Annotated in this window: 13 protein-coding genes; 4 read left to right on the top strand and 9 right to left on the bottom strand. The window is 73.8% G+C overall.

Annotated features, from left to right (window positions below; translation table 11 throughout):
• Nucleotides 1–182: 182 nt before the first annotated feature.
• The 9 genes from Drose_RS18775 to nhaA form a co-directional block, all read right to left on the bottom strand.
• A complete protein-coding gene (locus Drose_RS18775; protein ID WP_260729476.1) occupies nucleotides 183–944 on the bottom strand; it encodes a BPL-N domain-containing protein in 762 nt (253 codons plus the stop codon).
• Entirely contained in the window at nucleotides 941–2,746 is a 1,806-nt protein-coding gene (locus Drose_RS18770; protein WP_260729475.1) for a transposase, read from the bottom strand. Before Drose_RS18770 ends, Drose_RS18775 begins: the two co-directional genes overlap by 4 nt.
• Nucleotides 2,743–3,474: a BPL-N domain-containing protein gene (locus Drose_RS18765; protein WP_260729474.1), complete on the bottom strand. Its 732-nt coding sequence runs from the start codon at nucleotides 3,472–3,474 to the stop codon at nucleotides 2,743–2,745. The genes Drose_RS18770 and Drose_RS18765 overlap by 4 nt, the downstream gene beginning before the upstream one ends.
• A complete protein-coding gene (locus Drose_RS18760; protein ID WP_260729473.1) occupies nucleotides 3,471–4,283 on the bottom strand; it encodes a dimethylarginine dimethylaminohydrolase family protein in 813 nt (270 codons plus the stop codon). Before Drose_RS18760 ends, Drose_RS18765 begins: the two co-directional genes overlap by 4 nt.
• A 54-nt stretch (nucleotides 4,284–4,337) precedes the next feature.
• Nucleotides 4,338–8,378: a Pls/PosA family non-ribosomal peptide synthetase gene (locus Drose_RS18755; protein WP_260729472.1), complete on the bottom strand. Its 4,041-nt coding sequence runs from the start codon at nucleotides 8,376–8,378 to the stop codon at nucleotides 4,338–4,340.
• 413 nt (nucleotides 8,379–8,791) lie between these two features.
• The gene (locus Drose_RS18750) at nucleotides 8,792–9,391 is read right to left on the bottom strand and encodes a superoxide dismutase family protein (protein WP_260729749.1); all 600 of its coding nucleotides are present in this window, start codon (nucleotides 9,389–9,391) and stop codon (nucleotides 8,792–8,794) included.
• A gap of 99 nt (nucleotides 9,392–9,490) precedes the next feature.
• Complete coding sequence (locus Drose_RS18745; protein WP_260729471.1) at nucleotides 9,491–10,918, bottom strand: MFS transporter; 1,428 nt, start codon at nucleotides 10,916–10,918, stop codon at nucleotides 9,491–9,493.
• Nucleotides 10,919–10,968: 50 nt separating this feature from the next.
• A complete protein-coding gene (locus tag Drose_RS18740; RefSeq protein ID WP_260729470.1) occupies nucleotides 10,969–12,888 on the bottom strand; it encodes an Hsp70 family protein in 1,920 nt (639 codons plus the stop codon).
• 85 nt (nucleotides 12,889–12,973) lie between these two features.
• Nucleotides 12,974–14,269 (bottom strand): Na+/H+ antiporter NhaA, encoded by a 1,296-nt coding sequence (gene nhaA, locus Drose_RS18735; RefSeq protein ID WP_260729469.1) that lies wholly within the window; start codon nucleotides 14,267–14,269, stop codon nucleotides 12,974–12,976.
• Nucleotides 14,270–14,424: 155 nt separating this feature from the next.
• On the opposite strand from nhaA, the gene Drose_RS18730 reads away from it, so the two are divergent.
• The 4 genes from Drose_RS18730 to Drose_RS18715 are packed head-to-tail and all read left to right on the top strand — an operon-like array spanning nucleotide 14,425 to nucleotide 19,434.
• Nucleotides 14,425–15,858, top strand: coding sequence for a hypothetical protein (locus Drose_RS18730; RefSeq protein WP_260729468.1), 1,434 nt, complete (start codon nucleotides 14,425–14,427; stop codon nucleotides 15,856–15,858).
• Entirely contained in the window at nucleotides 15,855–17,051 is a 1,197-nt protein-coding gene (locus Drose_RS18725) for a sensor histidine kinase (protein WP_260729467.1), read from the top strand. The genes Drose_RS18730 and Drose_RS18725 overlap by 4 nt, the downstream gene beginning before the upstream one ends.
• The gene (locus Drose_RS18720; RefSeq protein WP_260729466.1) at nucleotides 17,048–17,503 is read left to right on the top strand and encodes a response regulator; all 456 of its coding nucleotides are present in this window, start codon (nucleotides 17,048–17,050) and stop codon (nucleotides 17,501–17,503) included. Before Drose_RS18725 ends, Drose_RS18720 begins: the two co-directional genes overlap by 4 nt.
• The gene (locus tag Drose_RS18715; RefSeq protein ID WP_260729465.1) at nucleotides 17,500–19,434 is read left to right on the top strand and encodes an ATP-binding response regulator; all 1,935 of its coding nucleotides are present in this window, start codon (nucleotides 17,500–17,502) and stop codon (nucleotides 19,432–19,434) included. Before Drose_RS18720 ends, Drose_RS18715 begins: the two co-directional genes overlap by 4 nt.
• Nucleotides 19,435–19,500: the final 66 nt, after the last annotated feature.

Below are 19,500 nucleotides of genomic sequence, written 5' to 3'. Positions count from 1 at the left end.
TTAATATGACAAATCCTCTGAAAATCCCGCGAAGGGAAGAACCCACCCCGACCCTCCACAGCGACCGGTTCGCCCCCGCCCCGCCCCACTGCGTTGATCTTGCAGTTGTGGTGCCTAACAAACCGGGCATTCAGGGAGTGTCCTGGCACCACGACTGCAAGATCAACGCACTGGGGCGGGGGTTAGCGGGCGAATGTGGTCTGGATCAGGTCGTGGCCCAGGTCGAAGCGGATGCCGTCCGGGTTCGACAACCGGGTGTCGCTGTACCACGAGCTGTCGGCCTCCGGGTGCGGGCCGACCACGCCGACGTGGCCGGCGCCGTAGGACGTGACGAGTGCCGCGGCAGCGCCGGTGTCGTAGGTGGCGAGCACGGTCGCCGTGGTGCCGGGCTTGACCGTGAAGGCCGCGCCGTCCTGGAAGTACATGTGCCGCGGCTGCCCCCGCCACCGCACGGCCACGACCGTGTCGTCGGTGCCGTGGATCGTGGCGCCCTTCGAGTAGATGTACCCATTGACGCCGATGCCGTTGAGCAGGCCGTAGCCGGGTCTGGCACCGGCCAGGTAGGCGCCCAGGCAGAAGCCGAGGTAGTTCCCGCCGTCGTCGACGAACCTCCGGATGTCGTCGGCGTAGGTCCGCACCCTGCGCCACGCCTGCCGCACGTCGCCGCCGCCCGGCTGGGCGTAGACGGCGGCCTCGGCGAGGGTGGCCGCGGAGATCTGCACGTCCTCGTCGGGGCCGCAGAACTGGGTGTCGAAACGGGCCGGCGCGCCCCGCAGGAGCACCGCCACCGCCTCGGAGCAGCCCGAGCACGCCGCCTGGCCGCGGTAGACCAGCGCCAGCGGACGGGCCTTCGACAACACCACGGAGGCGGCCACCGCGACGCCGGTGACGGTGGCCAGCAGGCCGACGCCACCGGCGCCGAGCAGGACCGCCCGGCGGTTCACCGATCCGCACCGCCGGGTTGGGCCGGCACGAAGCGGGCGTCCAGCACGGTCCGCGCCCAGGCCAGCCGGTCGGCGCCGGGTATCTCGGCGAGGAGCACCTCGTACATCTTCTGCCACACCCCCGACGCCTGCCATCGTGCCAGCCTGCGGCGGCACGCGGTACCCGAGCCGAAGCCGAGTTCCACCGGCACGTGCTCCCACGACACCCGGGTGTGCAGCACGAACAGGACCGCGCACAGTGCCTGGCGGTCGTCGGGCCGCTTCGGGCCGGTGCGCCGGACCTCGGACAGCAGCGGTTCGACGCGCTGCCACAGCGCGTCGGAGACGATCCACGGCGCCGCCTCGTCGTGCCGCGGGCGGTGCCGGCTGGACCGCCGCCAGCGGCTCCGGTCCGGCCGCGCCGCGCGCCGCTCCCGCGGCGAGCGGGTCGCCGCCGGCTCGGAGTCCGCGTCCGCGTCCGGAGCGGAGTCCGGCGGCGGTTCCGGCGGGGCGTCCGAGGGGGACGACGGCGACCACAGCTCCGCCCAGTCGGCCGCCCGGGCGGCCGAACGCGACTCCCGGCGCGCCGACGCGGCGACGGCCAGCCGGCGCGCGCGGCCGGCGAACATGGTGACGATCGCCTCCAACGGGCCGCGACCGGCGGTGTACCGCACGGCGACGGCGAGCAGGACCACGGCGACGAGCTGCACGATGCAGCCGGTCGTCGCGTCGTACTCGTCGAAGTCCGAGTTGATGAACAGCACGTGCGCGCTGTAGAAGGTCAGGGTCATGCCGCCGGCCGCGGACAGCGGCAGGAGGACGGCCACGGCCAGCCGCCGGGTGATCTTATGCCGGGCCCGGCCGATGAGCAGCATCAGGCCCAGGACGGCCACGGCCGTCCCGGTGGTGCCCAGCAGGTCGAGCGGCGTGCTCGTGTGCGGGGTGTCGACCGCGAGCCACCACCACGTCGACGTCGGCGTGTTGCCGTCGCCGCCGAGTTTGAGCAGCTCGGTGGTGTGCTCGACGGAGAGCCCGCTGGCCGGCTGGGCGGCCCGGATCCGGTCGAGACCGTGGTAGCGGTGCAGCAGCAGCCACGAGGCGGTGTGCGCGGCGACGGCGAGGACCGTGCCGCCGACGAGCAGCGTGATCACGACCCGCAACCGGGTGAGGTTCAGCCGCCCGATCACGACGCCGACCGACATGTACGCCAGCCACGCCGGCGTCGGATAGAAGCCGGTGAACGCCAGCTCGATGAGCGTGCCGACCGGGTCGCCGAACACCCGCGCGAACGTCGGGTCACCCAGGAGCGGATCCGGCAGGTGCGGCAGGAGGACGTGGTCGCCGAACGGGCCGGCGGTCGCCAGCAGCACGCCGACCGTGGCGACGGCCCAGGTCGGCAGGAACACCAGCGGGATCGCGACCAGGAACACGACCCCGAGGTACGCCAGGATGACCGCGTTGAGCTCGGTGTCGAGCTGGCCGAGCACGAGCCCGACCGCGCCGATGGCCAGGGCGCGGACCGCGAGCAGGGCGACGGTGCCCGGCGCGTCGGCGCGGGTCACCCGGCGGCGGCCGGTCGCGAGCGCGACGCCGACCCCGGCGAGCACCGCGAACGCCGCCGCGGCCCGGCCGCTGAAGACCGCGGCGGACCAGGTCGGGTTGCCCGCCGCGTCGGCCTCGTACAGCGAGTGCAGGGTGATCATGCCGAGCAGCGACGCGCCCCGGGCCGCGTCGACGCCGACCAGCCGCGGCTTGCGCCGGGGCGCCTGGGCCGGCTCGGTGGCGGCCTGCTCGGTCGGCCGCTCGATCGTTGGCGCCGTCATGGCCGCATCACCGCGTCGACCAGGTCGAGGCCGAGGTCGGCACCGAGCCGGTCGACGGTCAGTCCGGCATCGGTGAACCAGTCGTCGGTCGCCTCCGGGTGCGGCCCGACGACCCCGACGCAGCCCTGGCCGAAGCGGGCGACGAGGGCGGCGGCGGTGCCGTTGGGATACGTGGCGACGACGGTCGCGGCGGCGGACGGGCGGACCCAGAAGTACGGGCCGTCCTGGAAGAACAGCATGCGGCGCCGGCCCCGCCAGTCGACCTCGACCACGGTGTTGTCCTCGGACTCGACGGTGGCGTCGGACGAGGCGATGTACTGGTCGGTGTCGCCGGGCAGCAGATCGAAGCCGGGCGTCGCCCCGGCGAGGTAACCGCCGAGGCAGAAGCCGAGGTACCGGCCGCCGCCGCGCACGTACTCCCGGATCTCGGACCGGTGCCGGCGCAGGTGCCGGTAGCCCTTCGCGAGCGTGCCGCCGCCGGGCTGCGCGTAGAGCGCCGCGCCGGCGAGCGTCTCCGCGGAGACCGGCCGGTCCTCGTCCGGGCCGACGTAGCGGATGTCGAAACGCCACCGGCTCGCGCCGAGCAGCCCGGCGACCGCCTCCGGGCAGCCGGGCAACGACGCCGGGCCGCGGTAGACGAGGGCCACCGGCCGGGTGGTCCGCACCCGGCCGGGCCACCACGACGACACGCGGCTCGCCACGGACGCGACGCGCCGCACGGCGATCATGCCGGCCTGCCCGCAGGCGGGTTGTCGAGCGTCAGCGCGGTGCAGCGGACCCCGCCGCCGCCCTTGGCGAGCTCGGTCGTGTCGAGCTCGACGACGTCGAGGCCGCGGGCGCGCAGCTCGGCGGCGAGGTCGGGCGCGCCACGGGTCATGGTGACCGTGGTGCCGTCGCTGACGAGGTTGAGCGCGAGGCCCGCGGCGTCCGCGGCGGACACCTCGATGAGGTCGAGCCCGAGGCCCCGCATCCGCCGGCGGCTGGGCTCGTCGAGCGCCTCCGGGCAGTACGCGACGGTGTGCGGGTTGCCGATGACGGCCACCGCGAGGTCCAGGTCGTACCACTGTGGACCGACGGTGTGCAGCGGGACGATCTCGTAGTCCAGCTCGCGCGCGAGGACGGCGTGCATGCGCCGGTCGGTGCGCTGCCCGTAGCCGGCGAACAGCAGCTCGCCGCAGGCGAGCGCGTCGCCCTGGCCGCTGAACGGGTACGGCGCCTCGATCACCTCGTAGCCGTTGCCGGCCAGCCACTCCTGGAAGTACGGCATCTCCGCCTTGCGCTCCGGCGGCGGGAAGCCCAGCACGGCCCGGTGGCCCCGGACGAGGGCCGCGTTGGCGGTGAAGACCATGTCGGGGCACTCGGGGACGGAGGGCAGGTATTCGACCTGCCGGCCGGCCGCCAGGTGCGCGGCCACGATCGCCGCGTGCTCGGCCGCCGCGGCGGCCGGGTCGGGCTGCACGCAGGTGTCCATGTATGGGTTGATCTCATAGTCGATCCGGAAGTGGGTGGCGTCGCACACCAGCAGTCGGGTGTTCACGGGGTGTCCTACTCCTTGTTCAGCTATCGGTTCCCGAGATGGACGGAACGGCCGTCAGGCGGCGACCGCACCGGGGAGGACGTCGTGGTTGCCGACGCCCTGGGCCGGGATGCCGCGCCAGCGGCTGCCCGGCGTGAGGTGCTCGCCCTTCATGAGCAGGGAGAGCGAGCCGAGTGACACGTCGTCGCCGACGACGGCGTCGTAGAGCACGACGGCACGGGTGCCGACCGTGGCACCGGCGCCGACGGTGACGACGGACATCTTCATGACACGGTCCTCGAACAGGTGGGTCTGCAGCGAGACCTCGGCGCCCACCGTGGCGTCGTCGCCGATCTCCACCAGGTCGAACTCGGTGAGGTAGGTGGTGCCGATCCACGTCCGCCGGCCGATGCTGGCGCCGAACCAGCGCAGGACCGGCGGGAGGAACGGCGTGCCGACGAGTATGCCGACGCCGGCCGGGACCGCGGCGGCCTCGTACAGGCCGGTGACGAACTCGGTGCGCCGCACGAACGGGCTCCACAGGGGCTCCACCCGCGGGCGGTACTTGCCGACAACGGTGCGCTTGGTCGCCGCGCAGTAGCCGATGACGGCGACGCAGGCCGTGATGACCACGAAGGGCGACACGAGCGCCGGGATCGGCAGGTCCCGGCCGCGGGCGAGCACGGACAGGACCCACAGGTACAGGTATACGCTCATGCCCAGCAGCGAGGCCGGCGCGGTCGCGCGCGCGAACTCGACGGCGAGCCGCTGCACGACGAGCTTCCGCGGCGGGCGGAACGTCTCCGCCTCGGAGAAGCTGCCGCTGCTCTGCCGCACCGGCAGGTGCATCGCCGGTGAGCCGAGCCAGGAGGTGCCCTCCGGCACGTCCTCGTCCGGCGGCAGGGTCCGGACCCCGACCAGGCTGCCGTCGCCGAGGGTCGTCCCGGCCGGGACGAACGCGGCGTTGCCGACGAACGCCCGGCTGCCGACGCGGGTGGGCAGCAGCGCCATCCGGCCGTTGGCGAACGTGGTGGCGCCGACGCTGGCCATGTCGGCGACGAAGCTCTCCGGTCCCAGGGTGAGCAGGTCGGGGTCGAGGTGCGCGGCGGTGGAGACCTCGGCGCCCCGGCCCACGCGGGCACCGAGCAGCCGCAGCCACGGCACGGTGTAGAGCGTCGAGTACAGCGAGTTGGTGAACATCAGGCTGAACTCGAGCAGCTTGTCGGCGATCCACTTGCGGACACCGAGCGCGGAGCGCGATGGGTGCACGCCGGCCGGCGCGTGCCGCAGCACCAGCCGCTTGCCCAGGGCGACCACGGCGCACGTGGTCAGCACGTACAGCGGCCCGGCCGGGATCGTCGCGATGAGGCCGGCGAGCAGGCCCCACTGCAGCAGCGCCCACCACACGAGCAGGACGCTGGGCACGATCATCGCGATCGCGCTGAGCTCCAGCCCGGCGAGGCCGAGCACGGCGGCGGCGAGGTGCTGGAGCCGCCAGCCACGCACCGGCTCGCCGGCGCGCAGCAGGTTCTCGACGGTCGGCGAGAGCGCCTCGACGGGGCCGGGCGGCGAGCCCGCCCAGCGGGCCCGCGGCGGTACGGTCTCGCCCGACTCGAGCACGGACTGTTCGCCGAGGCAGGCGTGCGGCCCGACCGACGCCCCGGGCTCGAGGACCGCGTTCGCCCCGACGAACGCGTGCTCGCCGACGGTGATGGGTTCGACGATCACCCAGCCGTCCTCCACCCGCCACGGGCGCATCGAGACGCCGTAGCCGATCGAGGCGTCGGTGCCGATCCGCAGCAGTGTCGGCAGGCTGATCGCGCTGGTCGCGATCGCGGTCCGGCGGCCGACCCGGGCGCCGAGCAGCCGCAGGTACGCGGCCATCAGCGGGGAGCCGCTGATGACCGGCATCGGCCCGATGGCGATCAGCAGGTTCAGCGCCCAGAGCCGGACGTAGGTCGGTCCCCAGAGCCGGTACCTCCCGGGCCGGATCCCCGCCGCGATCGGCCGGGCGAGCACCACCGGCACGACCCACCGCACGCCGAGGTAACTGACGAGGATCGCCATCATGAGCTGGACGAGCACCTCGACGGAGACCCGCCCGTCGTTCCACGTGTAGACGTACGACACCGGCAGCGTGATGAGCAGCAGCAACAGGTAGATGACCAGCCCCTGGCCGACCCCTGCCGCCGCGATCCGCCGGCTGCGGTGCCGCAGCGGCTCCGGCCGGGGCGGCGCGGCCGGGCCGGCCTGCCCGGCGACGGCGCGCAGCCGCGCGGCCATTCCCCGGATCGTCGGGTTGCTGTAGAGGTCGCGGACGGCGGCGCCGGCACCGGCGGCACGCTCGCGCAGCGACGACACCACCCGGGCCGCGAGCAGGGAGTGGCCGCCGAGATCGGTGAAGAAGTTCGCCTCGACCGACAGCGCCGACGCCTCGACGTTGAACGCCTCGGCCCACACCGCGCGGACCTCCTCCTCGATCTCGCCGTCGGCCGCGACGACCTCGCCCCCGGTCCGCACCGGCCGCCGGTTGACGGGGAACGGGAGCTGCTTGCGGTCGACCTTGCCGCTCGGCATGGCCGGCAGCGCGGTGACGACGTCGAGGTACCCCGGCACCATGTAGGCCGGCAGCCGCTCCTGTAGCTGGTCGTAGAGCCGCCCGACGAGTGCCTCCCCGGCCTCACCGCCGGCCGGCGGGACCACGTAGGCGGCGAGCTCACGCGGCGCGTCCTCGGCGGCGGAGGCGGGCACGAGCGCGGCGACCGCCTCGGCGACCCCGTCGTCCTCCAGCAGCACGTTCTCGATCTCGCCGAGGTCGACCCGGTGTCCGCGGATCTTGACCTCGGCGTCGGCGCGGCCGAGGTACTCGATCTCGCCGTTCTCGGTGAGCCGGCCGAGGTCGCCGGTGCGGTACAGGCGGGAGCCCGGCGGCGCCAGGGCGTGCTCGATGAACTTGTCGGCGGTGAGCTCCGGCCGCCCGACGTAGCCGCGTGCCACCCCGGGCCCGCCGACGCAGATCTCGCCGACCTCGCCGTCGGCGACGAGCCGGCGCTGCTCGTCGAGCAGCACGACGGAGTACGTCGGCAACGGCACGCCGATGGTGACGGTCCGTCCCGGCAGCAGCTCGCACCAGGTCGCGGTGACAGTGGCCTCGGTCGGCCCGTACGTGTTGAGGATGCGCCGGCCGGGCCGGCTCCACCGCTCGACGAGCTGCCCCGGGCACGCCTCGCCGCCGACCAGCAGGTTGCGGATGCGGGGCAGGTCGCGCGGGATCGTCGCCAGGAGCGTCGGCACGCAGTACCAGACGGTGACGCGGGCCGCCTCGAGGAAGTCGGCGAGTTCGACGCCGAACCGGCGCGAGTCGTTCGGGCCGGCGATCAGCGTCGCGCCGACCGACCAGGTCGGCCAGATCTCCTCGATCGAGAAGTCGAACGCGATCGTCATGCCCTGGTAGACCCGGTCCTCCGGGCGCACGTCGTACAGGCCGGGGACGATGTCGAGGAAGTTGCAGATGCTCGCCTGACCGACCTCGACGCCCTTGGGCCGTCCGCTGGAGCCGGAGGTGTAGATGACGTAGGCGGCCGGGTCGGTGCCGTCGTCGCGCTGCTGCGGGCGGTGCCCGGGCGCCGCGGCCGGCTCCGGGGCGGTGTCGGCCAGCAGCACCGTGCAGGCCAGCCCGTCGGCCCGGTCGGCCAGCTCGGTCGAGGTGACCAGCAGTCCGACGGCCGAGTCCTCGGTGATGTACGCGACGCGGTCGGCCGGCGACTCCGGGTCGATCGGCACGAACGCCCCGCCCGCCTTGCCGATGCCGAGCAACGCCACGTAGGTCTCCACCGAGCGGCGCAGCAGGATCGCCACCCGCACGCCCTCGCGGACGCCGAGCGTGCGCAGGTGGTGCGCGAGACGGTTCGCGCGGACGTCGAGTTCCCGGTAGGTGAGGCGCTCGTCCTCACACTCCAGCGCGACGGCGGCCGGGGTGCGGTCACACGCCGCCTCGAACACGTGGTGCAGGCGCCGGGTGCGCGGCGCGGTGACGGTGACGACGGCGGCTTCGACGCCGACCTCGGTGACGACGGCGGCTTCGACCGGGTCCAGGGCGACGGCCGGGATTGTCACCCGGTGGTCACCCGGATCAGGCTGCCCTGTCAACGGTGACGTCGTTGTCCCGGTGATGGGTGCCTGGCTCACGGATCAGCTCCTCAAACGTGGGCGGAACAGCGGATGCGGTGCTGTCGGGGCACGCTGGCATCGAGACACGACTATGCGTGCCCGGTCCGCGCGCGACGGCGGAACCCGCAGGAAAGGGATTCGGGAACACCACAAAATCGACACCAGGCCGGTGCCGCGGTCTCAGGTTGCCTCCTGGCAGCGGTCGCCGTGGCCTCCGCCGCGCAGTTCTCACCTCGAGACCACCCGCGGTGCGGCGGCCCCACCCACGGCCCCCGGGGCACGGCCGGGCCGGGCCATGCGGCAGATCACCCCGCCGCGCCGCTCAGGGCCGGCGCCGTGTCGCGGCGACGTCCCGTCGGTCAGTAGGTGATCGTCAGGCAGGCCACCCGGGAGCCGGCGGCCCCGGCCGAGCCGGGCTTCGTGCTCGTCGGCTCGGCGTGGATCACCAGGGAGTACGGGCGGTGGTCCGGAGTCAGCTCCCAGTCCTGCTCGGCGGTCGCCTCACCGCGGCCGCTCGCATCCGTGGTGAAGTCGAGCCACGCCTCGTTGTGGGGGTTGGCGTACGAGGGATCCGTCGACGGCGACCGGCCGGCCTTCGGGTCGGCGTGGTGCTGGAAGTGCGGGCCGGCGGCCGACGGGTCCGTGCCGCACCGCTCGGTGTGCAGGTGCGCCCCGTACCGGCGCTTCGCGTCGAACCCCGTCACCACGAGCGACTCCATGGTCCGCCCCTTGCCGCTGATGAGCGTGAGGTCGGCGCTCGGGCTGCCCTGGACCGCCGACGGCTCGTAGAGGAGCGCCTTCGCGTCCGCCGGGGCCGACGCCGCCGGCACGAACGTGCCCTTCGCCGTCGCCTTGACGGGCTGCGTCGCCGACGGTGTCGCGGCCGGAGCGTGCGGATCGTCGCCGCAACCGGCCACCATCGTCAGGAGGGTCAGCGCGGCCACGGCACAGCGGTTCATCGGCACGTCAACAGCCTGACCGCCGGCGGCCGCGGCACGGACGGGGCACGCCTGCCGATCACCCGGACGGTCACACCGGGCGCACCCCGCCACCGGGCGTCAGGCCGGGGCCGGCTCCGGGGTCTCCGCCGACGCTTCCTCGAAGCGGCTGCGCAGCCGGCGGTACGGGCGGCTGCGCAGCGCGATGCCCGTGGCGATCACGCCGACGACGCCGGTGAGCACGAACACGAGCGCGAGGCCGCGGTCGGCGCCGGTGCCGAACCAGTCGCCGATCGTGCGGGCGCCCGCACCGTCGGTCATGAACGGGATGAACACGAACTGGGCGATCGGCGAGATCAGGAACGCGGTCAGCGGGGAGGCGGCCTGCTCCACGCTCTGCGCGAAACCGAACACGCGGCCCTGCCGCTCGTACGGCACCACCTTCTGCAGGATCGTCTGCTCGGCGGCCTCCGCGTACGGCACCAGCAGCATGTAGACGTACAGCCCGGCGGTCAGCAGGACGATCGACGAGCGCAGCGGGAACAGCAGCGTGACCGTCCACAGCACCAGGTTGACCGCGAGCAGCAGCCAGACCGGGTTCCTGCCCAGGCCGGTGCGGGCGATGAGCAGGCCGCCGACGATGAAGCCGGTGCTCAGCACGCCCCAGAGCAGGCCCCACGCCTCCACGGAGACCAGCGACAGCCCGTAGGCGTCCATGAGCGCCATGAACACGCCGCCGAGAAAGTTGTTGAACGCCGAGAACAGGATGAGCGCGGTCAGGCCGGGCACCTGGCCGACGACCCGCATGGTGCCGCGCACGTCGACCGTCCGCTTGGGGGCCGGCCTCGGCTCGTCCGGCTCCGGCAGCACCGTGTGCCCGGCCGCCGCGTCGACCGGGGCGGGGAGCGCCGGCTCGGCCGTCGCCGGGGCCGGGGCCGGGGCACGCTCGGCCACCGGCACGGCGGCCAGGTGCGCCACGGCGAGGGCGAGCACCCCGAGGGCCAGGACCAGCACCCAGAACATGCCGCCGATCGCGACGAGGATCCCGCTGATCACCGACGTGACGAGGAAGGTCACGCCCGACGTGGTGCCGACGAGGCCGTTGGCCCGGTCCCGGGTCTCCGCCGCGATCAGGGTGGTGACCAGCGTCGGCAGCGCGATGGTGCGGATGTTGCCCGCGATGACCCCGAACATCAGCAGCACGATGAGCGTCCACAGGGCGACGCTCGTCGGGTCGGAGAACGACGCGCGCGGCACGAGCTGATAGACCACGAGCGCGACGGCGTACAGGGCGAGCGACACCACCGCCGACACCTGCATCATCGTCTTCTTGGCGTGGTGGTCGACGAGGCTGCCGAACCAGATGCCGGTCAGCGCGGTCATCACGAGGAAGATTCCGGACACCACGCCGGTCGCGAAGACGGAGCGGGTCTGCAGGTACACGTAGAACGTGATCGCGAACCAGACCGTGAAGTTGATCACCGATACCAGCAGTGTGTTGACGAGCAACTGGTAGAACGTCTTCCGGTCTCCCTGGATCACAGCCATGCTCCGACGGTAGGGCCTCGAGCCGGGTTGAGGTCCAGCCGGGTCCCCGCTCACCCCACGATCTGGAACGACCACGAGTAGTCGTCCCAGGCGCTCGTCACGATCCCGAACTGGGTGCTGGCGGTGTAGGAGTCCTGCCCGTCGACAATCTTGATGACGACCCGGCCGCCGTCGGCGAGGTTGATGTACCCGGCGTGGACGGCCGCGGTGCAGACCGAGGAGTCGAGGGTGTACGGGCCGGAGCCCCACACGGTGCCGATCGTCCCGTTGGCCGGGCACTGGTACGCGATGGTCCGGCCGGGCTTGGCGGTGTATGCCGTGGCGGTGGTGTACCAGTCGACGTTGTCCTGCTCGACGTCGGCCGCCACCTGCTCGCCGGGCGTCTCCTCACCTCCGGTCGTCTGCTGCTGGCCCACCGACCGGTCGCCCGAGTTGTCGTCGCCGGCGCCGCCGAGCTTGGTCACGCCGTAGACGCCGAGGCCGATCACCAGCAGGACGGCGACGGCGGCCGCGACGACCACGCCGGTGCGGCGCTTCGGGCCGGACGGCGGCGGGGCGGGCGCGACCGGGGACGCCGCGCCGTAGCCGCTCGGCGGCACCGCGGCCCGGCCGGCCGGGGCCGGGGTGGGCTCGGGACGCGACGGCGGCAGTTCGATGCCGGCCGGTGGGGCGGGCGGGCCTGACGACGGCGCCGGGTAGGCGGCGACGTGCGTGGCGCCGAACCCGGGCGAGACGGGTGCGGCCGACACGGGGCCGGGCGACGCCGGCACCGCCGACGCCGGCACGGCGGGCGGCCCGGACACCGCGAACGGCGCCGCGGGCCCGGCGGCACCCGGCGGGAAGGGCCCGCCCGCACCCGGCGGCGGCCCGGCGGGACCGGGCACCGGGGTCGCGGGGGCGGGCGCCGCGCCGACCGCGCCCTGCGCCACCACGAGCTCCGGCTGCTCCACCGCCGTCGGGGCGACGCCGAGTGCCTGGTGCAGCAGCGTGGCGACCAGCGGGATCCGGCTGCCGCCGCCGACGAGGAAGACGCCGGCGATGCCGGCCGGGCTCAGGCCCGCCGACGCGATCGCCGCCCGGGTCGCGGTCACCGTCGCGGCCAGGATCGGCCGCGCCAACTGCTCGAACTGGTCGCGCCCGAGCGGGACGTCCACATCGAACGCCGGGATGTGGATCATCGTGGTGGAGGTGCGGGACAGCATCTCCTTGGCCGCGCGCACGTCGTCCCACAGCAGCCGGTTCGCGCGCCGATCGGCGCTGCCGATGGGGTGCAGGAGCCGGCTCCAGGCGGCGGGGTCGCGGGCGGCGTGGATCGCACCGAGGTGGGCGACGACTGCGGCGTCGATGTCGAGGCCGCCGCTGGTGCTCAGGCCCTCGGTGGCGAGCACCTCGAACGTGCCGGCACCGTGCCGGACCACCGACGCGTCGAAGGTGCCGGCGCCCAGGTCGTACACGACGAAGGTCGAGCCCGGGCCGGCGCTCGCGGCGCTGATCGCGCGGAAGACCTGGGCGGCGGCCACCGGCTCGGGCAGCAGGGCGACGGCCCCGAGGCCGGCGCGCTCGGCGGCGGCCAGCAGAACGCCGCGCCGGGTCTGCGCCCAGGCGGCCGGGCAGGTCAGCGTGACCCGGCCGAGCGGGCCGCCGGAGACCCGCCGCGCCTCGCCGACGACCCGGGCGAGCACCGCCGCGATGACGTCGACCGTGGGGATCTCGTGGTCGCCGAGCAGCACGGTGGGCTCGTCGACGCGCCGCTTCGGGTTGGGCTCGAACCGCTCCGGGCTGACCCGGGCGGCGTGCGCCGCGTCGCGGCCCACGAGCAGCCCGGCGTGCGGGTCGGCGTAGACGGCGGACGGCAGCGTCGGCGAGCCGTCGAAGAGCAGGGGCCGCACGTTGCCGTCGGGCCAGGCCAGCATCGCCACGGTGTTCGAGGTACCGAAGTCGACCCCGAGCCGGTACTCTCGCACGTCCACGTCGCCAATATACGGATTCCCCGCCACGGCCAGATCCTCTCAACGGCGCGTGCGGCCGCCTGTTCCGGTGGCCGGGCCGACCATGTCAGCGGTCGGTGCGCTCGTAGACGTCCGGCACACCGTCGGCGTCGGCGTCGACCTCCTCCTCGGCGCACAGCAGCCGGTAGTGCCGGTTGCGCAGCCGCAGCACGACGGCGGCCAGCACGGCGGCGGTCGTCGAGCCGAGCAGGACGCCGATCTTCGCGTACCCGTCGTGCGCGGTGCCCGCGCCGAAGGCGAGGTCGGCGATGAGCAGCGAGACGGTGAACCCGACCCCGCCGAGGAGCCCGATGCCGAGCACGTCCCACCAGGACAGGCCCTCGGCGAGCCGGGCGCGGGTGAACCGCTGCACCAGCCAGGTCGCGCCGACGACGCCGACGGTCTTGCCGGCGACCAGGCCGGCGGCGATGCCGAGCGTGATCGCGTTGGCGATGCCCGTACCACCGCCGCCGACGCCGGCGATCGAGACACCGGCGGCGAAAAAGGCGAACACCGGCACCGCCACGCCGGCCGACAGCGGGCGCCACCGGTGCTCGAACCGGTGGGCCAGGCTCGCGCCCGCCGCGCCGGCCGCCGGCCGGACCGGGACCGTGAAGGCCAGCAGCACGCCGGCGACCGTGGCGTGGATCCCGGCGGCGTGGACCAGCGCCCAGGTCGCCACGGCGAGCGGCAGGAGCAGCCAGGCGGACGTGACGCCGCGGCGCACCAGCAGGCCGAAGCCGAGCAGCGGCACCACCGCCAGCAGCAGCGGCAGCCAGGCCAGCGCGGCGGTGTAGAAGATGGCGATGATGACGATCGCCAGCAGGTCGTCGACGACGGCGAGCGTGAGCAGGAAGGTGCGCAGCGCGGCCGGCAGGTGGGTGCTGATCACGCCGAGCACCGCGAGCGCGAACGCGATGTCGGTCGCGGTCGGCACCGCCCAGCCGGCGAGGGAGCCACCGCCGGCAGTGCCGTTCACCAGCGTGTAGATGATCGCGGGCACGGCCATTCCGCCCACGGCGGCCGCCACCGGCAGCACGGCCCGGCGCGGGTCGCGGAGGTCACCGGCGACGAACTCCCGCTTGAGTTCCAGCCCGGCGACGAAGAAGAACACCGCGAGCAGCCCGTCGGCGGCCCAGCCGGCGAGGGTCAGGTCGAGGTGCCAGGCGGCGGGACCGACCCGGAAGCCGGACAGCCCCGCATACGAGGCCGACCAGGGCGAGTTGGACCACAGCAGGGCGACGACGGTCGCGGCGAGGAGGAGCAGGCCGCCGATCGACTCGGTGCGCAGGACGTCACCGATCCGGCTGACCTCGGGCCACGTGCCGCGTTCGAGCAGACGGCGGGCACGGCTACGGGTCATGGCTGGCTCCCGGGGGTCGGAGACGGAGACGTCCGCGAGGACGTCGCCGACCAGTCTTCCCGGCACACCTGCGTGCCACCCTACGGCATCCACGAATCGCCTGCATTCGCTACTGAACGCGAGCACTTCTTCACGTTCCGTGTTAGCTTCGGGGCATGGACACGGCGCGTTACGAGGCAGCGGTCGTGTCGCCCGCGGTCGACGACGACCCCACGGCCGCGGTGAACCGGTGGGTCATCGGCCCGATGGCCGCCCTCAACCGGGACATCCTCGCCGGGCGCGAGCCGCCCGACGCGTTCCCGGCAATGGTCCGGCACACCGTCGGGCCGCTCCTCGACGCACCCGAGCGGTACGGCCCTCGTGACTCGCGGCAACTGCTGGTCCTGCTGGGAATCGTGGGAGCCGGCCTGGGCCGGCACTTCCAGGAGCGGCACCCCACCCACCGTGCGACCCCGGAGCGGGCGTTCGACGTCGGTGTCGGCGCCGAGCCGATCGGCTTCCTCGACTACTTCCGCCGCCTCGCCGAGCACAGCGGCACCGGGCACCCGCACCGCGACACGTACGCGTCGCTGACCCGCTGGAACCTGCCGCCGAGCGAGGCCTGGTGGGGCGGCACCCGGCTCGCGGTCCTGCCGGGCGTGTTCGACGACGGGGCGTTGCGCACCTACACCGCGGCGGTCGACGAGGTGCGCTTCTTCGAGCTGATCAAGCTGTCGGAGACGTTCGAGCGCGCGGTGAACCTGGCCGTGGGCCCGCTCACCGAAGGCGGTGTCGACCTGCTCGGCGCCGAGGCCCTGCACCGGCTCGGCGTCGCCGCGCTGCTCCTGGAGGGCATGCGGAAGCTCAACGCGGACTTCGCGGCGCTGCCGCCCGCCGAAGGGCTCAGCGCGGGCCACTTCATGGACGTGTTCCGCCAGTTCGCGGTGCACTGGCGGCCCGGCGACGTCCCGCCCAGCGGCGCGCTGGACCCGGAGGCGCTGGAGCGCGACCTGGTGCTCGGCACCGAGGCCCCGGGGTTCCGCGAGCACCTGCACCGGATGGGGCCCGGACTGCTGCCCGACGAGCGCGACCGGCTCGCCGCCGTCGCCGACGCGCCGGGGCTGACCGAGCTCGTGCTCCAGCGGTGCGACCCGGAGGACGGGCTCGCCCAGGCGACGCAGACACAACTGCGGATGCTGGTCGGCCGGTTCCCCGTGCTGGCCGCGCTGCACCTGGTGCTCCAGGCCAACGCCCGGATGTCCGGCGTCCACCTGATGCTGAGCAAGCGGTACCTCTTCAACCCGCAGCGGGCGCGGGACCGCAGCGGCTTCGGCGACCCGGGCGTCGTCTCCAACCGGCGCGGTACGACCGGGATGGACGAGACCGCGCTGGAGCACCTGACCCGCGTGCGGCAGCGCCACCCGCTCGTCGCGTTGCGTGCCCTGCCGACGGCGGAGCTGGAGGCACTGACCGGGCTCGCCGCCCTGCGCGCCGACGCACCCGGCGACCTCGCGGCGACGGTCGGGTTCGACGGCGCCCCGGCCCTGCGGCGGCGTCCCACCGCCGACGAGCAGGCCGGGCCCGTACGGCCGCCGGGAGGCACGGCGTGAACCCGGAGACCCTGCACCCCCTGGCGACGCCCGCGGCGCCGGGCCACGACCCACGGGTCGGCGCCGACCAGTTGCTCGCGCTCATCGACAACACCTCCGCCGTCATCTACATGCGCGACCTGGACGGGCACTACATGCTCGTCAACCGCGAGTACGAGCGGCTGTTCGACGTCTCCCGGGACACGATCGTCGGGCTGACCGACCACGACCTGTTCCCGGAGCCGATCGCCTCGGCGTTCCGCGCCAACGACCTCCAGGCCGCCGAGCGCGGGCGGCCGGTGTCGATGGAGGAGACCGCGCCCGGCGAGGACGGCCTCCACACGTACATCACCGTCAAGTTCCCGCTCATCGACGCCGACGGCCGCGCGTACGCGGTGTGCGGCATCTCCACGGACATCACCGACCGCAAGCGGGCCGAGGAACAGGTCCGCAGGCTCAACGCCGAGCTCGAGGACCGCGTGCAGCAGCGCACCGCGGAGTTGCAGACCTCGACGCGGGAGCTCGACGCGTTCGCGTACTCGGTGTCGCACGACCTGCGGGCGCCGCTGCGGTCCCTGGACGGCTACGCGCAACTGCTGGTCGAGGACTACGCCGACCGGCTCGGCGCGGAGGGCCGCGAACACCTGGGCCGGTTGCAGGCCAACGTGGCGCGGATGGGCCAGATGATCGACGACCTGCTCGACCTGTCCCGCGCCACCCGCACCGAGCTGCACCGCAGCACCGTCGACGTCACGGACCTCGCCCGGCAGGTGGTGGACGAGCTGCGGACCGTCGAACCGGACCGGCGGGTCGAGGTGCGCATCGCCCCGGGGCTCACCGCTCCCGGCGACCCCGACCTGGTCCGGCTCGTGCTGCAGAACCTCATCGGCAACGCGTGGAAGTTCACCGGGCAACGCCCGGACGCCCTCGTCGAGGTGGACCGCGAGCCGCCGGACGTGTTCTACGTGCGGGACAACGGCGCCGGCTTCGACATGCGCTTCGCCGCCAAGCTGTTCGAGCCGTTCCAGCGGCTGCACGCGGCCAGCGAGTTCGACGGCAGCGGCATCGGCCTGGCCATCGTGCACCGGATCGTCAGCCGCCACGGCGGATGGATCCGGGCCGAGAGCCGGGTCGGCGAGGGCTCGACCTTCCGCCTCACCCTGGCCCCGGAGCGGCACACCGACGACGCCGCCACGGCCGCGGAGCGGCCATGAACGAGGTTCTGAACGACGGTGTCATCCTGCTCGTCGAGGACAACCCGGACGACGTGGCGTTCACCCTGCGGGCGTTCGCCAAGAACAACATCACCAACCGGGTGGTGATCGCCAGCGACGGCGCCGAGGCCCTCGACCTGCTGCTGCCGCCGGACGGGCGGCCGCCCCTGCAACCCGCCCTGGTCCTGCTCGACATGAAGCTGCCGAAGTACGACGGCCTCGAGGTCCTCCAGCGGCTCCGGGCCGCGCCGTCGACCCAGGCGCTGCCGGTCGTCGTGCTCACCACGTCGAGCGAGGAACGCGACATCGTCGAGAGCTACCGGCTCGGCGCCAACAGCTACGTGCGCAAGCCCGTCATCTTCACCGACTTCGTGCGGGCCACGAACGTCCTGGGGATGTACTGGCTGCTGGTCAACGAGCCGGTACCGCCGCGCCCGGGCAGCCACGCGTGAACCCGATCCGCGTCCTCCTCGTCGAGGACGACGACGAGGACGCGCGGCTCATCGTCACCCGGCTGCGCCGCGGCGGCCTCGACCTCACCGTCGACACCGTGCACAGCGCCGCGCAGTTGCGCGACTCGCTCGCCGGGCACGAGCCCGACCTGGTCATCTCCGACTACAACCTGCCGGCGTTCACCGCCGAGGAGGCGCTGCAGATCCTGCGCGGGCACGGCTGCGACGCGCCGTTCCTGCTCGTGTCCGGGCAGGTCGGCGAGGACCGCGCCGCCGCCATGATGAAGGCCGGCGCGTGCGACTTCATCCTCAAGGACCGCATGGGCCGCCTGGTCCCGGCGGTGCAGCGCGAACTGCGCGACGCCGAGGAGCGCCGGCAGCTCCGCGCCGCCGAGACCGCCCTGCGCGCCAGCGAGCAGCGGTTCCGGCTGCTCGCCGAGCACGCCATCGACGTCATCTTCCGGTACCGGCTGATCCCGGACCGCGCGCTCGAGTACGTCAGCCCGGCGGTCACGTCGATCACCGGCCACCCGACGGCCGAGCTCTACGCCGACCCCGACCTGCTCATGACGATCTTCGACGCGGACGAGCTGACCCGGCTGGCAGCGGTGTGGCCCGAGGGTCACAAGCACCCGACGGTCCTGCGGGCGCGGCACCGTGACGGCCACCGGCTGTGGATCGAGGTGCGCACCCAGGCCGTGCGGGACGACGACGGCGAGCCGGTCGCCGTCGAGGGCATCCTGCGCGACGTCACCGAGCAGCGCGACGCCGAACTGGAACGGCAGCGCCTCGACCACCAGCTCCGCCAGACCGAGCGGCTGGACTCCCTGGGGCGGCTCGCCGGCGGCATCGCCCACGACTTCAACAACCTGCTCGCGGTCATCTCCGCCTACGCCGCCGACGTCGCGAACGACCTCGGTCCCGGCCACCCCAGCCATCCCGACGTCGAGCGGATCAGCCGCGCCGCCGACCGGGCCGCGGCCCTCACCCGCCAACTGCTCATCTTCAGCCGGCTCGAGCCGTCCCGGCCCGAGGTCCTCGACCTCAACGAGGTCGTCGCCGACACCGAACAACTGCTGCACCGCACCATCGGCGAGGACGTCACCCTCACCAGCGACCTGGAGGCGGGGCTGCCGCCGGTCGTCATCGACCGCAGCAAGTTCGAGCAGATCGTGGTCAACCTCGTGGTCAACGCGCGGGCCGCGATGCCGGGTGGCGGCCAGCTCACCATCACCACCCGGCGGGTGCCGGGCACCGCCGGGCGGGGCGGCGTACAGCTCACGGTCACCGACACCGGGTGCGGCATGACCCCGGAGGTCGCGAGCCGCGCCTTCGAGCCGTTCTTCACCACCAAGGGGCCGGGCGACGGCACCGGGCTCGGGCTCGCCACCGCCTACGGCGTGGTCACCGAGGCGGGCGGCGACATCCGCATCGACACCGCACCGGACCGGGGCACCACGATGACCGTCACCCTGCCCGAGGCCGACCGGCCGGCCGGACCGGCGTCCGAAGGCCCCGCCGACGGTGCCCCTCCGGACGCGGGGTCCCGGCACGTCGTCGTGGTGGAGGACGACGCGGACGTCCGCGACATCGTGGTCCGCATCCTGTCGAAGGCCGGCTACCGCGTCACCGCCCCGCCCACCTCGACCGCGGCGCTGCGGCTGTGCACCGACCCGACGACCGGCATGGACGCGCTCATCACCGACGTGATCATGCCGGACGTCACCGGCCCGCAGCTCGCCGAGGCGGTCCGCGCGACCCACCCGCAACTGCCGGTGCTGTACATCTCCGGATACACGGCGGGCAACCTGCCCGGCGGCCACACCCTGTCCGACGACACCCCGCTGTTGTCCAAGCCGTTCACCGCCGACCAGCTCCGCCGGTCCGTCGCCGACCTGCTCAACCGGGCCCGCCAGGCGAGCCGCACCTGACCGCGGGTCGTCCGCCTCCGGCCGGCCCGGGTACGGCGGCAAGCGCTGACCCGCCCGCCGCGCCGC

It is taken from the genome of Dactylosporangium roseum (genome assembly GCF_025264685.1).
GTDB classification, from domain to species: domain Bacteria; phylum Actinomycetota; class Actinomycetes; order Mycobacteriales; family Micromonosporaceae; genus Dactylosporangium; species Dactylosporangium roseum.
This window is presented reverse-complemented; position numbering and strand designations above follow the sequence as displayed.

Coding starts and splice junctions, on each gene's coding strand:
- Drose_RS18770 (WP_260729475.1), bottom strand. CDS start 2,746: ATGACGGCGCCAACGATCGAGCGGCCGACCGAGCAGGCCGCCACCGAG.
- Drose_RS18765 (WP_260729474.1), bottom strand. CDS start 3,474: ATGATCGCCGTGCGGCGCGTCGCGTCCGTGGCGAGCCGCGTGTCGTCG.
- Drose_RS18750 (WP_260729749.1), bottom strand. CDS start 9,391: ATGAACCGCTGTGCCGTGGCCGCGCTGACCCTCCTGACGATGGTGGCC.
- Drose_RS18745 (WP_260729471.1), bottom strand. CDS start 10,918: ATGGCTGTGATCCAGGGAGACCGGAAGACGTTCTACCAGTTGCTCGTC.
- nhaA (WP_260729469.1), bottom strand. CDS start 14,269: ATGACCCGTAGCCGTGCCCGCCGTCTGCTCGAACGCGGCACGTGGCCC.
- Drose_RS18730 (WP_260729468.1), top strand. CDS start 14,425: ATGGACACGGCGCGTTACGAGGCAGCGGTCGTGTCGCCCGCGGTCGAC.
- Drose_RS18720 (WP_260729466.1), top strand. CDS start 17,048: ATGAACGAGGTTCTGAACGACGGTGTCATCCTGCTCGTCGAGGACAAC.